We start from the raw sequence: 13,408 nt of genomic DNA, 5'->3' as shown, positions 1-13,408 counted from the left end.
GAGTCGGCCGTCCTATGGGGACCGCGACCGGGACCGCAGCGGCGATCGTGGCGCGAGCGCGAGTGCGAGCGAGGAGCGTGGCGGGTTCCAGCGGCGCGAGGAGCGGGCTCCGCAGCCTGCGGCGGCCGAGGCCGAGCAGCCGGCGTACCTCGAGCTGCCGGACGACATCGACCTGTCCGACCTCGACGACGACATCCGCGCGGAGCTGCGTACGCTCGTGCGCATGAAGGCCCAGCTCGTCGGAGGCCACCTCGTGATGGCCGGGCGGCTGATCGACGAGGACCCGGAGCAGGCCTACAAGCACGCGCGGACCGCTCAGCAGCTCGCCCCAAGGCTCGCCGCCACACGTGAGGCGCTCGGGCTGACGGCCTATCTCTCCGACCGTTACGCCGAGGCGCTGGCCGAACTGCGTGCCGCGCGCCGGATCACCGGCTCGAATCACCAGTGGGCCGTCATGGCCGACTGCGAGCGCGGTCTCGGCCGTCCCGAGAAGGCCCTCGAGATGGCGCAGGCGCCGGAGGCCAAGGAGCTCGACAAGGGCACCCAGGTCGAGCTGCGCATCGTGGCCGCGGGCGCTCGTCGTGACCTCGGCCAGGTCGACGCGGCCGTCGCGATGCTGCAGGGCGCGGACCTGACGCCGGCCCAGATCGAGCCGTGGACCGCGCGGCTGCGCTACGCCTACGCGGACGCGCTGCTCGAGGCCGAGCGTGAGGCCGAGGCTCGTGAGTGGTTCGCTCGCGCGGCCGAGGCGGACAGCGACGGCATCACCGACGCCGAGCATCGGATCGCGACGCTCGACGGAGTGGTCTTCGACGAGGAAGAAGACGCCGAGGACGCCGACGAGGTCGAGGACGTCCACGGCGCGGACCTTGAGGAAGACGAACTCGACGACGACGAGGACGACGACGATCTCGAGGACGCCTACGACGAGGATGACGAGGACGACGAAGCCTTCGACGACGAGGATGACGACGAAGACGACGGCGAGCCCGACGACAGTTCGCGCGTGGAGCGCGTCGAGCGTGTGGAGCTGAGCGCGGAGGAGCTCGAGTCGGGCGCCGAGGACGAGGAGCAGTAGGCCCACGCGGCGTAGAGGTGCAGATAAGCGCATGTAGGCCATGAGGCGTGTTGCCCCCGAAGTCATCGCGACTTCGGGGGCACACCCTTATGCGTACGCGTTCGTTGCTCGTCAGCTCTCGTCGAGCAGGCGCAGTACCAGGCCGGTGGCGGGCTTCGGGGAGAACGACGTGGACTTGCGCGGCATCATCTGGCCCGCCGCCGCGAGTTCCAGCACCGTGGCCTCCGCGACCGGCCGCAGCAGCACGGCTATGCCGGAGTGCCGGTACGCCTCGGACACGGCGCTGCGCGGGTCGTGGTCGAAGCGAATGTGGTCGGGCGTGTCGGAGATCGACCAGACGCCGCCCGCCAGCGCGTAGTGCAGCACTGTCGCGTCCAGGCGGCGCCAGGACTCGGGGCGGTCCGTCGGCACGTACTCGGCCAGCAGCCGGTCGTCCGGGTCCGACAGCAGCCACGCGTCGTGGCCGTCGACCACCGCGAAGCCGATCCGGTCGCCGGCCAGTTCGTCGAGGGCCCGCAGCGCGGCCTTGTAGCCGCCGTCCAGCCGGCGGATCGTGAACCACTTCTCGGCCTTACGGAGCGCGGGCTCGGCCCGAAGGTCGGGCAGCCACCTGTGGATGCCGCGCACCTGCAGCGGGTGCCGCGACGAGTCGACCAGCAGCGCCAGGCCGTGCTCCGAACCGGGACGATCGAGTTGCGCCAGCTCGCGGTACGCGGCGTAGCGGTGGTGGCCGTCCGCGATCAGCGCCTCGCGCCCGGCCAGATCGTCCGCGATCGCTGAAAGGTCCTCCGGCGCGGTGACGGCCCAGAGCCGGTGCCGGATGCCGTCGACCGTCCGCACGTCCACGACCGGCTCGGCCGCGCCGTCCGCCGTCACGCGTTCGACCAGGTCAGACGCCGGTCCGCCGCCCCGGTAGGTGAGCAGGATCGGCTCCGGATTCGCGCCGAGCGCGTACATCAGCGATCGCCGGTCTTGCACCACGACGCCCACAACATCCTCGTGTGGGTGAATAGGGGGGTTAGACTCGTCACCCGGGAGCAGTAATGCTCCGATGAGTCCGCGTTGTACCGACCGGTCCGGATCCTCCGCGTCCAGCTGTTCGTAGACGTAGAGGGCGGGCTCCGGGTCGAGGGCCAGCAGGCCCTCGTTCCGCCAGTCCCGCAGCGTCCGGGCGGCCCTGCGGTAACGCAGCCGCGGATCCGGCTCGTCGAGCTCGGGCAGGATCACTCGGACGATGTTGTGCGCGTCGCCCGAGGCCAGCCGCCGGGCCCGCTCCGGATCGATCATGTCGTACGGCGGGCTGATCACCGCGGCCCGGTCCGCGGCCTCCGTGAAGCGCAGTCCGCGGAACGGCGAAAGGACAAGGCGGCTCGGCGTGTCGGCGGCGGCAGCGGCGGTCATAGCGAAATGCTAAGGGCGACCGGGGACATCCGGTGAACGGGTGGTCCGGGCCCGCCGGAGGCATCGAACGGACGGAGACAGGGGTAGGACGGCCCTCGACGGGAGTCAGGGCACAGTACGAGGACCCGGTGACGCGACGACGGCAGGAGGCGCGGGATGGCTGAGCGGGACGAAGACTGGCTGGAGGGGGCGGACGAGCAGGAGGAGGGTCTGCCCAGCGGCGAGGTCTACGACTGGTACCAGCGCGGCGTGCAACTGCTCGACGAGGGCGACCCCGGCACCGCCTCCCAGGTGCTCGGCCGGGCCGCCGCGCGGGTCCCGCACTCCCGCTCGGTGCTCGAGGCGCTGGCCCGGGCCCAGTTCGACTCGGAGCAGTACGACCAGGCCGTCGTGTCCTTCCAACGGCTGGTCGAGGAGGACGCGGACGACGACTACGCGCAGTTCGGCTGGGGTCTGTCGGCGGCGAAGCTCGGGCAGTTCGACCTGGCCGTGGAGCATCTCGCGGTCGCGGCGGCGATGCGGCCCGACGTGAACTACTACACCCTCGCCCTGCGCGGGGCGAGGGCCACGGCCCGGGCCAAGGCCTCGTCGGCGCACCGGCAGGAGGCGAAGAACGGCTAGCGCGGCATCGGGGCGAGCGCGGCGTCAGTAAGATCGGAGCGTGACCGACGCCGCGAAGACCCCGCTCGCCCGCCGCTACGACACCGCGCTGCTCGACCTCGACGGGGTCGTCTACCGCGGTTCCGACGCCGTGCCGCACGCCGTGCCCGCGCTCCTGGCCGCCGCCGAACTCGGGATGCGCCTGACGTACGTCACCAACAACGCCTCACGGACCCCGCAGGCCGTCGCCGAGCACCTGGTGCGGCTCGGACTGCCCGCCACCCCGGACGACGTCGTCACGGCCGCCCAGGCCGTCGCGCGGATGATCGCCGAGGAAGTGCCCGCCGGATCCAAGGTGCTGATGGTCGGCGGCGAGGGGCTGCGGGTCGCGCTCACCGACCGCGGTCTCGTCCCGGTCGACTCCGCCGACGAGAACCCGGCAGCCGCCGTTCAGGGGTACCGGCCGGACACGTCCTGGAAGGAACTCGCCGAGATCGCGTACGCGGTGCAGCGCGGGGTGCCCTGGTTCGCCGCGAACACCGACCTGACCATGCCCACGGCCCGCGGCATCGCGCCCGGCAACGGGGCGCTGGTCACCGCCGTGTCCAAGGCCTGCGACAGCTGGCCGCGGATCGCCGGGAAGCCGGACATCGCGCTGCACCGGGAGACGATGCTGCGCACCGGGGCCAAGCACCCGCTGGTCGTCGGCGACCGGCTGGACACCGACATCGAGGGCGCGAACCGGGCCGGCGTGGACTCGCTGCTCGTGCTCACCGGCGTCACCACCCGCGCCGAGGCCGAGGCCGCCGAGGGCGTGCACAAGCCGACGTACATCGCGGACGACCTGCGCGCCCTGCTCTGAGCAGGGCGGCGGTTCCGAGCCGGGCGGCGGAAGATCGCGGCAGCGGATCGGGTCAGAAGATCTTGCGCAGCTTCAGCAGGTCGCCGAAGGACGCGCTGACCTTGATCCGGCCCGCGGTCCACGCCTGGATGAAATTCAGCCGGCCGTCCACCAGAGCCAGCAGGTCGTCGCTCGGGATCGTGAGCTTGATCTGCGCGTTCGGCAGCCGGCCGATGTCCTCGTAGTCGACGACGCCCACCAGCCGCGCCTGCTTCATCCGGCCGTGGAAGGCGACCCCCAGGTCGGGCACCGTGCAACTGACAGTGCGTTCAAAATCGTTCTTCGCGCGCCGATCGTCGTCCAGCCCGCCCAGCTTCGCAGCCAGTCGGTCCAGGGCGGCGGCGCATTCGTCCTTGGTCGCCACGCAGGCACCCTACACATCCCCATTGCCGGTCGCACGCGATACCGTCTACGACATGAACAGCCCCGAGATCGCCGAGCTGCCGCAGGCCCGGGCGGACAGCCCGCTGCCCGCGCCGGAGCCCACCGGGAACGAGGCGGTGGACGCCGCGCTCGAGCGGCTGCGCGAACTGCCGGAACTGAGCACCGACCAGCACCCGGAGCTGTACGACGACGTCCATCAGCGGCTGCAGGCCGCCCTCGCGGACTTGGGGCGCTAGAGACCAGATGGCAGGGCAGGAACGGCGGCGGCTCGACGCCGAACTGGTGCGGCGCAAGCTGGCCCGCTCGCGGGAGCAGGCGGCCGAGCTGATCGAGGCCGGCCGGGTGACGGTCGGCGGGCAGCGCGCGGCGAAGGCGGCGACCCGGGTCGAGACCTCCGCGGCGATCGTGGTGGCCGCGCCGCCCGAGGGAGAGCCGGAGTACGCCTCGCGCGGCGGCCACAAGCTGGCGGGCGCGCTCGAGGCCTTCGGCGCGGGTCCGGCCGGGCTGCGCGTGGCCGGGCGGCGCTGCCTCGACGCAGGCGCGTCCACCGGCGGGTTCACCGACGTGCTGTTGCGTGCTGGCGCCCGGCAGGTCGTCGCGGTCGACGTCGGGTACGGACAGCTGGTGTGGGAGCTGCGGAACGACCCCAGGGTCGTGGTCGTGGACCGCACCAATGTGCGCGAGCTGACGCCGGATCAGATCGGCGGCGAGCCGGTGGAACTTGTGGTGGGGGATCTGTCGTTTATCTCGCTGACGCTGGTGCTGCCCGCGCTGGTGCGCTGCGCCGTACCCGCGGCGGACTTCGCGCTGATGGTCAAGCCGCAGTTCGAGGTCGGCCGGGAACGGCTCGGCTCCGGCGGAGTGGTGCGCGATCCGGAGCTGCACGCCGAGTCGGTGCGCACGGTCGCGGCCGCGGCGGCGGGGCTCGGCCTCGGCGTGCTCGGCGTGACCGCCAGCCCGCTGCCCGGGCCGAGCGGCAACGTGGAGTACTTCCTGTGGCTGCGGCGGGGCGCGCCGGAGCTGCGGGACGAGGACCTGCGGCGGGCGGTGGCCGAGGGCCCGGCGGGCGTGGCCGCGCCGCGGGACTGAGTCGGCGCGCCCGATCGGGGAGAATGGACCGAGCACGACGAGCAGAAGGGAACCCCGGGTGAGCGCGAACTCGCCGGCCGAGCGCGAAGGCGCGCGCGCCGCGGCCGACACACCGTCCCCCGCGCTCCCGCCTGTTCCGCATTCGGCGGGCGGGGCCCAGCGCACCGTCCTGCTGATCACGCACACCGGCCGCAGCGAGGCCAGGGACGCGGCCCGCAAGGTGGCGCACTGGCTTTCGGTCGCGGGGATCGCGGTGCGGATGCTGGCGCCGGAGGTGGAGCTGGACCGGCTCGAGGTCGGCGAGCCGGGCAGCTGGATCGTGCCCGAGGACCGGCACGCGGTCGAGGGCTGCGAGCTCGTGGTCGTGCTCGGCGGGGACGGGACGCTGCTGCGCGGCGCCGAACTCGCCCGGATGGCCGATATCCCGCTGCTCGGGGTGAACCTCGGCCGGGTCGGCTTCCTCGCCGAGGCGGAGCTTGAGGACCTGCACGAGGTCGTCGAGCGGATCGTCGACCAGCGCTACGAGGTCGAGGAGCGGATGACGCTCGACGTGCGCGTCACCCGCGAGGGCGCCTTCGTCGGGCAGACCTGGGCGCTGAACGAGGCGAGCGTGGAGAAGCGGGCCAGGGAGCGGATGCTCGAGGTGCTCGTCGAGATCGACGGCCGGCCGCTCTCCCGCTGGGGCTGCGACGGCGTGGTCTGCGCCACCCCGACCGGCTCCACCGCGTACGCGTTCTCCGCCGGCGGCCCGATCGTGTGGCCCGGCGTGGAGGCGCTGCTGCTGGTGCCGATCTCGGCGCACGCGCTTTTCGCCAGGCCGCTGGTCGCCGCGCCGGATTCGCTGCTGGCCATCGACGTGCAGGACGGGCACGGGTCCGGCCACGAGGGATCCGGCGTGCTCTGGTGCGACGGCCGCAGGACCCTGACGCTGCCGCCGGGGGCCCGGATCGAGGTGCGCCGCGGCAGCCGTCCGGTGCGGCTGGCCCGGCTGCACCAGGCGCCGTTCACCGACCGGCTGGTGGCCAAGTTCGCGCTGCCGGTGGACGGCTGGCGCGCGCCGCGCGCGGGCTCCTGAGCCCGGTCTGATCCCGGGCTGATCCTGGCCCGATCTCCGCGCGATCCCAGATCCCCGCCGCATTCCGGCGGCGATTGTCGGTCCGCGCTGGGACACTGGTTGCCGTGATCATCAGCTTGCGGACGCCGCGGCCCAGGGGCGCGGTCGGCGCGCGCGACACCGAGGAGCGCCACCGCGTCTCCACGCCGCTCGAGCTCTTCTTCGACCTCTGCTTCGTCGTCGCGGTGGGCCAGGCCGGCCAGGAACTGGCGCACGCGATCGGACAGGGGCGGGTCGCACACGGCGTGGGCGCCTACGCGACGGTGTTCTTCGCCATCTGGTGGGCCTGGATGAACTACTCCTGGTTCGCCACGGCCTTCGACCCCGACGACATCCCGTTCCGGCTGGCCACCTTCGTGCAGATCGCCGGGTCGCTGGTGATCGCCGCCGGGGTGCCGCGCGCCTTCGGGCACCGGGACTTCACGGTCGTCGTCATCGGATACGTCATCGTCCGGCTGGCCTTCGCCTCGCAGTGGATCCGCGTCTACCGGGACAATCCCGAGCTGCGCGGGCTCGCGGCTCGCTGGGGCGGCGGCGTGCTGGTCGTGCAGGTGCTGTGGGTGCTCCTGCAGTGGGTGCACGCGTCGACCGCGTACGACGTCTCATTCGCCGTGCTGGCCGCCGTCGAACTGCTGGTTCCGTATTGGGCCGGGCGCGCCGGGACGCTGCCGTTCCATCCGCATCACATCGCCGAGCGGTACGGCCTGTTCACGCTGATCGTGCTCGGCGAGACGGTCTCCGCGGCGACGGTCGCGGTCCAGGAGTCGATGAGCGCGCACGAGGACGTCAGGGAACTGGTGCTGCTCGCACTCGGCGGGCTGCTGATCGTCTTCTCCGCCTGGTGGATCTACTTCGCGCACGAGGTCGGCGATCTGCTGGGGGAGCGGACCTCGCCGTTCCTGTGGGGCTACGGGCACTACGTGGTGTTCGGCTCGGCCGCCTCGATCGGGGCGGGCGCCGAGGTGGTCGCCGTGTGGACGACCGGGAGCGAGCAGATCTCGGCGCGGCTCGCGGCCGCCGCCGTGACCGTGCCCACGGCGATCTTCCTGCTCGTGGTCTGGGGTCTGCAGGCGCGGCACTTCAAGAGCGGCGCGGCACAGGCGGTCATGCCGACGACGGCGGCGGCCGTGCTGCTGTGCAGCCTCGCCGGGAGCTACGCCGTGCTCCTGGCAGGGCTCTGCTGCGCCGCCGCGGTGGTGTGCGGCATCTACGCGGAACGGCTCGGATCCATCACCGGATCCGAGCCGTCGGAAGTCTGAGCGGAGCGGCTGTCAGCCGACGCTGGTGTAGCCGGTGACCGGCATGTTGCCGTAGTACGGCGAGCTCGGGTCCAGCGACGCCCACTCGACGTACGAGCCGGGGTGCGTCGCCTGGATGTACATCCCGTTGCCGATGTAGATGGCCACGTGGCTCGGCGGGACGCCGAAGAAGTAGACCAGGTCACCCGGCTGGAGCTGGGACCTGGAGATGTGCGGCAGTGACGAGTACTGGTCGTACGAGGTGCGCGGGATGTCGACGCCCGCCGCCTTCCAGGCCTCCTGGGTCAGGCCGGAGCAGTCGAAGACGGTCGGGCCGTTGCCGGCGTAGACGTAATCGTCGCCGAGCTTCGATTCGGCGTAGGCCACCGCGATGGCGCCGCGGCCGGTGGCGACGGGCAGCGTGCCGGAGTAGTGGAACCACATGCTGCCGCTGGAGCCGATGTTGACCTGCTGCTGCTCGGCCGGGGTGAGCGAGGCGACGAGTTGCTTGGCGGCGGTGGTGAGGTTGTCCGCCTGCACCTTCGCGGCCTTGGCCTTGGTCAGCGCGGCCTGCTGCTGCTGCACCAGGGTGGCGGCGAGCGCCTGCTCCTGCTTCAGCTCGGCCTGGTCGGACGCGATCGTCTTGAGCTGCTTGTTCTCCTGCGAGGCGATCTCGTTCTGGCTCGCGACCTTGTCGAGGTAGGTGGCCGGGCTGGCGGAGAGGGCGAGCTCCAGGGAGGTGCTGACGCCGCCGCTGCGGTACTGCTCCGCCGCCTGCTGGCCGATCGCCGAGTTCAGCGAGGCGATCTGCTGGTTCTGCGTGGCTATCTCGCCCTGCAGCGCGTCGAGCTTCTGCTGGAGCTGCGCGTACGCCTGCTCCTGCTGGTCGTAAGTCTGGCCCGCCGCCTCGCCCTGGCTCACGTCCGACTGGTACTGCGCCTTGGCCTGGGCCAGCGTTTCGGCCTGGCTGGAGCTGGGCACCATCGCCACCGTCCCCGCGCTCAGCCCGACTACGGCGACGGCGGTCGCCTTTCGCGGGGTGATCATCTTCGGCGCGCGGTGCGTGGGGGCACTCATGGAACTCCCGCAATCTCTTCTGAGGGCAGCACTCAGAACTGAATGAGGCATAAGAACTGAACTTGAGGCGTTACCTTGCCAGGCGCTCGCCCAAGGGAGGTAGTCGGGTGGGTAAAAAATCCCTTTACTCCCACCGTTATCCTGCGCCGGCGCCGAATCGAAGAGGCCGAACGTATTGACGCAATACGCTGCGGTATGCCCGATTCGCCCCAGGGGTCGGTCCGGGAGCAAGCGGCCTAAACGGACACGTGTCACGGTCTGGTCACAACACCCTCGGCGACTCCGGGGTTTCCGACACGGTGTCAATAAGATCCCCAGGAAGCCCGCTCGCTCCCCGGCCGCCGCCCGGAGCGGATAGTCTCGTGCTGTGCTGGAGCAGATGCGCATCCGCGGGCTCGGCGTGATCGAGGACGCGGTTCTCAGTTTCGCGCCGGGCTTCAACGCCGTCACCGGCGAAACCGGCGCGGGCAAGACCATGGTCGTCACCGGGCTCGGACTGCTGTTCGGGGACCGCGCCGAGAGCGGCCGGGTGCGCCCGGGCGCCGGGCGGGCCGTGGTCGAGGGCCGGTTGCGGCTCACCGAGTCCGGCCGCGCCGTGAAGCGGGCCGAGGAGTACGGCGCGTCGCTCGACCAGGCCGATTCCGGCGCCGACGGCGAGCCGCGCCGGGAGCTGCTGATCAACCGCTCCGTCGCCGCGGCCGGATCCAGCGGTTCGCGCGCGTTCCTCGGCGGCCAGCCTGTACCGGTCTCGGTGCTCGCGGACCTCGCCGAGGACCTCGTCGAGATGCACGGACAGTCCTCGCAGCAGCTGCTCAGGCAGCCCGCCCGGCAGCGCGACGCGCTGGACCGGTACGCGGGCGAGGCGACGCTCGCCGCGCTCGCCGAATACCGCACTGCCTATAACGCCTATAGAGACGTGTGCGCGGAGCTCGAGGAGCTCACCACCAAGGCCGCGGAGCGCTTCCGCGAGGCCGACTCCCTGCGCTACGGCCTGGCCGAGATCGAGAAGGCCGACCCGCAGCCCGGGGAGCGCGAGGAACTCGCCGCCGAGATCGAGCGGCTGGGCAGCGCGGAGGAGCTGCGGATGGGCGCCGCGCGGGCGCACGAGGCGCTCAGCGCGCAGGAGACCCCGGACGACGCGGCCGACGCGCTCACCCTGATCAACCACGCGCGGCGTGCCCTGGACGCGGTCAAGGACAAGGACCCGGCGCTCGCCGCGATCGCGGGCCGGCTCGACGATGTCTATTGGCAACTCGGCGAGGTCGCGACCGACGTCGCGGGCTATGCCGCGGGCATCGAGGCGGACCCGGCCCGGCTCGAGTACGCGCACGGACGCGTCGCCGACATCGACGCGCTGTGCCGGCACGTCGGGCGCTACCTGGTCGACACCGCCGCGGAGCCGGGCGGCCCGAGCGTGGCCGAGGTCCTGGAGTGGGGCGAGCAGGCGGCGCTGCGGCTGGGCGAGCTGGAGGGCGACGACGGGCGGATCGCCGAGCTGACGGAGCGTCGGGACGCGCTGCACGGGCAGCTCGGCGACCTCGCGGACCGGGTGAGCGAACTGCGGGCCGAGGCGGCGGGCGGCTTCGCCGCCGCGGTCGGCACAGAACTTGCCGCGCTCGCGATGCCGCACGCGCGGATCGAGGTGCGGCTGGGGCGGCGCGAGGAGTTCGGCCCGTCCGGCCGGGACGACGTGGAGCTGCTGCTGGCCCCGCACCCCGGCGCCCCCTTCCTGCCGATCGCCAAGGGCGCCTCCGGCGGTGAGCTCAGCCGCGTGATGCTGGCCATCGAGGTCGTCTTCGCCGGCGCGGACCCGGTGCCGACGCTGGTGTTCGACGAGATCGACCAGGGCGTCGGCGGCCAGGCCGCGATCGAGATCGGCCGCCGGCTGGCCCGCCTCGCCCGCAGCAGCCAGGTGATCGTGGTCACCCACCTGCCGCAGGTCGCCGCGTTCGCCGACCGGCAGCTCGTGGTGGTCAAGGACAGCGACGGCGGGGTCACCTCCTCCGGCGTGACGGTCGTCGCCGATGCGGACCGGTACACGGAGATCGCCCGCATGCTCTCCGGCCGCTCCGAATCGGACTCGGCCAAGGACCACGCCCGCGAGCTCGTCGACGGCGCCGTCGCCGAGCGCGCGCTGCCCTGAGTGCGTCGCCACGTCGCGACGGCCGTCCGCGGCCTAATTCCGGGTGCGGCTTCAGGTGGACCTGGCAGGATTAGGGCGATGAGGAGCAGTTTGCGCGGTCGGCGCGGGAAGGGTCCGACCCCAGCCGAACCGAGCGAGCAGCGTGCCGAGGAGCCCGCCTCGCTCGGTGAACAGACGCTGCACACGCTCCAGGTGCTGCGGAAGGACAAGCGCACCAAGAACCTCATCAAGCGGCTGCGGCCCGGCGACATCGCGCTGATCGATCATCAGGACATCGACCGCGTCGCCGGCGAGGCCCTGGTCGCCGCCCGACCCTCGGCCGTGCTCAACGCAGCCGCCTCCATCTCCGGCACCTATCCCAACCTCGGCCCCGAGATCATCGTCTCGGCCGGGATTCCGCTGATCGACGAGGTCGGCGCGGAGCTGTTCGAGATCGCCAAGGAGGGCGAGCTGCTCCGGATCGAGCACAACGTGCTGCTGCGCGGGGACGTGCCGCTGGCCGCCGGGCGCCTGCTCGAGATAGCCGACGTGGTCGCCGCGATGGAGGAGGCCAGGCTCGGTCTCTCTGAGCAGCTGGAGAGCTTCGTCGAGAACACCCTCGAGTTCCTGCGCAAGGAACGCGAACTGCTGCTGGACGGCGTGGGCGTGCCGGCGATCAAGACGGATCTGGCCGAGAAGCACGTGCTGATCGTCGTGCGCGGCGACCACTATCGCGAGGACCTGGCCGCGCTGCGTCCCTACATCCGCGAGTACCGGCCGGTGATGATCGGCGTGGACGGCGGCGCGGACGCGATCCTCGAGGCCGGATACAGGCCGGGACTGATCGTCGGCGACATGGACTCGGTCTCCGACAAGGCGCTGACCTGCGGCGCGGAGATCGTGCTGCACGCCTACCGGGACGGCCGCGCGCCCGGCCTCGACCGGATCCGCCGCCTCGGCCTGGAGTGCGCGCTCTTCCCGGCCGCCGCGACCAGCGAGGACATCGCGATGCTGCTCGCCGACGACAAGGGCGCGAAGCTGATCGTCGCGGTGGGCGCGCACGTGAACCTGATCGAGTTCCTGGACAAGGGCCGCTCCGGGATGGCCTCGACCTTCCTGACCCGGCAGCGGCTGGCCGGCAAGCTCGTGGACGCCAAGGGCGTCTCGCGGCTCTACCGCAGCCAGATCTCCACCAGCTCGCTGTTCCTGCTGATCGGCGCCGCGATCATCACGCTGGTCGGCACGCTCGCCGTCTCCCCGTGGGCGGGAGCCTACTGGGAGGTGCTGCGGGGATACTGGGACAACTTCGTCTTCTGGGTGCAAGGACTGTTCTCTTGATCGATTTCCGCTACCACGTCGTGTCGATCGTCGCGATCTTCCTCGCGCTCACGGTGGGCCTGGTGATCGGCGCGTCGATCCTGTCGAAGGGCGTGGCCGACAGCCTGCGCAGCGACCTGTCTCAGCGCAACGACCAGATCAAGAGCCAGCAGAACCAGATCAACGAGCTCAAGACGCAGATCGACCAGCAGGACAAGTACATCACCGACACCGCGAACCAGCTCGTGTCCGGGCGGCTGAGCGGGCTGTGCGTGGCGCTCGTGGAGATCGCGGGGGCGAATTCGGATGCGTACTCCAGCGTACGTTCCATGGCGCAGAAGCAGAGCGGGGCGACGATCTGCAGCGAGACGATGATCAACGCCTCGCTGTCCTCGGCCTCGGCGTCCTCGGCCACGGTTCAGTCGTTGTCCGCACTGGTGGCCGAGCACGCGCCGAGAGGCCAGAAGCTCACCGGCACGCCCGCGCAGCAGGCGGTGGAGCTGATCGGCGAGGCGCTGACGACGTATCAGACGCCCGGCGCGACGGCCGCGACGGCGAACCCGACGGCCACGGCCTCCGCGTCGGCGAAGGCGACGAGCACCGCGACCGCACCGGCGGGATCGGGCGCGACCTCGTCCACCGGCGGGACCATGACGGCCGGCGAGGCACTGGGCACGCTCGACGATTTCCAGTCGGCCGGCTTCATCACACTGGTGACGCAGCCCGTCCCCGGGGAGCAGGCCTCGCTGGCGTACGTGCAGGCGCCCACCGCGGCGAACGCGGACGGGGACAACCAGACGTACATCACGCTGGCCGAATCGCTGCGCAAGGACGGAGCCGGTACGGTCGTCGGCGGCTCCGCGGACTCGTCGGACAAGGGCGGCCTGGTGTACGCGATCATCAACGACGACACGGCGACGCGCGAGATCAGCACCGTCGACAACACCGACGTGACGATGGGCCAGGTGGCCTCGGTGTTCTGCCTCGAGGCCGAATCGCAGGCCGACAACGGCGCGGCGGGCCACTACGGCACCGGCGCGAACAACGACGGACCGCTGCCCCCGATCGCGACGGGCACGGGCTGAGA

Annotated in this window: 11 protein-coding genes and 2 pseudogenes; 10 read left to right on the top strand and 3 right to left on the bottom strand. The window is 71.7% G+C overall.

The window, feature by feature from the left end; all coding sequences use genetic code 11:
- Positions 1 to 1,078 (top strand): annotated as a pseudogene (locus VG296_RS27140) (hypothetical protein); the annotation flags it as partial.
- Positions 1,079 to 1,189: 111 nt separating this feature from the next.
- Here VG296_RS27140 and VG296_RS27135 read toward each other — a convergent pair.
- Positions 1,190 to 2,479, bottom strand: coding sequence for a DUF1015 domain-containing protein (locus VG296_RS27135; RefSeq protein WP_325570581.1), 1,290 nt, complete (start codon positions 2,477 to 2,479; stop codon positions 1,190 to 1,192).
- 156 nt (positions 2,480 to 2,635) lie between these two features.
- On the opposite strand from VG296_RS27135, the gene VG296_RS27130 reads away from it, so the two are divergent.
- Positions 2,636 to 3,100 (top strand): tetratricopeptide repeat protein, encoded by a 465-nt coding sequence (locus tag VG296_RS27130; protein ID WP_325570579.1) that lies wholly within the window; start codon positions 2,636 to 2,638, stop codon positions 3,098 to 3,100.
- 40 nt (positions 3,101 to 3,140) lie between these two features.
- Positions 3,141 to 3,938: pseudogene (locus VG296_RS27125) on the top strand (HAD-IIA family hydrolase); the annotation flags it as partial.
- Between the two features lie 55 nt (positions 3,939 to 3,993).
- Here the strand turns inward: VG296_RS27125 and VG296_RS27120 are convergent.
- Positions 3,994 to 4,344 carry a sterol-binding protein gene (locus VG296_RS27120; protein ID WP_325570575.1) on the bottom strand — a complete coding sequence of 117 codons (351 nt, stop codon included), beginning with the start codon at positions 4,342 to 4,344 and terminating at the stop codon, positions 3,994 to 3,996.
- 52 nt (positions 4,345 to 4,396) lie between these two features.
- On the opposite strand from VG296_RS27120, the gene VG296_RS27115 reads away from it, so the two are divergent.
- The 4 genes from VG296_RS27115 to VG296_RS27100 all read left to right on the top strand — a co-directional run bounded on the left by VG296_RS27115 (position 4,397) and on the right by VG296_RS27100 (position 7,826).
- The gene (locus VG296_RS27115; protein WP_325570573.1) at positions 4,397 to 4,600 is read left to right on the top strand and encodes a hypothetical protein; all 204 of its coding nucleotides are present in this window, start codon (positions 4,397 to 4,399) and stop codon (positions 4,598 to 4,600) included.
- A gap of 7 nt (positions 4,601 to 4,607) precedes the next feature.
- The gene (locus tag VG296_RS27110) at positions 4,608 to 5,453 is read left to right on the top strand and encodes a TlyA family RNA methyltransferase (RefSeq protein ID WP_325570572.1); all 846 of its coding nucleotides are present in this window, start codon (positions 4,608 to 4,610) and stop codon (positions 5,451 to 5,453) included.
- A gap of 58 nt (positions 5,454 to 5,511) precedes the next feature.
- Positions 5,512 to 6,528, top strand: a complete 1,017-nt coding sequence (locus VG296_RS27105; RefSeq protein WP_325570570.1) for an NAD kinase — start codon at positions 5,512 to 5,514, stop codon at positions 6,526 to 6,528.
- Positions 6,529 to 6,632: 104 nt separating this feature from the next.
- Entirely contained in the window at positions 6,633 to 7,826 is a 1,194-nt protein-coding gene (locus VG296_RS27100; protein ID WP_325570569.1) for a low temperature requirement protein A, read from the top strand.
- A 12-nt stretch (positions 7,827 to 7,838) separates the two neighbouring features.
- On the opposite strand, the gene VG296_RS27095 is transcribed toward VG296_RS27100, so the two are convergent.
- The gene (locus VG296_RS27095; RefSeq protein WP_325570567.1) at positions 7,839 to 8,882 is read right to left on the bottom strand and encodes a C40 family peptidase; all 1,044 of its coding nucleotides are present in this window, start codon (positions 8,880 to 8,882) and stop codon (positions 7,839 to 7,841) included.
- A 379-nt stretch (positions 8,883 to 9,261) separates the two neighbouring features.
- Between VG296_RS27095 and recN the strand changes: the two genes are divergently transcribed.
- From recN to VG296_RS27080, 3 genes are all read left to right on the top strand, one after another.
- Positions 9,262 to 11,025, top strand: coding sequence for a DNA repair protein RecN (gene recN, locus VG296_RS27090; RefSeq protein WP_349259709.1), 1,764 nt, complete (start codon positions 9,262 to 9,264; stop codon positions 11,023 to 11,025).
- Positions 11,026 to 11,103: 78 nt separating this feature from the next.
- Positions 11,104 to 12,342 (top strand): putative cytokinetic ring protein SteA, encoded by a 1,239-nt coding sequence (gene steA / locus VG296_RS27085; RefSeq protein ID WP_325570564.1) that lies wholly within the window; start codon positions 11,104 to 11,106, stop codon positions 12,340 to 12,342.
- On the top strand, positions 12,339 to 13,406 hold the full coding sequence (locus VG296_RS27080; RefSeq protein WP_325570562.1) for a copper transporter: 1,068 nt from the start codon (positions 12,339 to 12,341) through the stop codon (positions 13,404 to 13,406). The genes steA and VG296_RS27080 overlap by 4 nt, the downstream gene beginning before the upstream one ends.
- The last annotated feature ends 2 nt before the right edge of the window (positions 13,407 to 13,408 follow it).

The sequence above is a fragment of the Actinospica sp. genome (genome assembly GCF_035552695.1).
Lineage (GTDB): Bacteria > Actinomycetota > Actinomycetes > Streptomycetales > Catenulisporaceae > Actinospica.
Note: the sequence above shows the minus strand (reverse complement) of the source record. Positions and strands in the feature narration are given on the sequence as shown.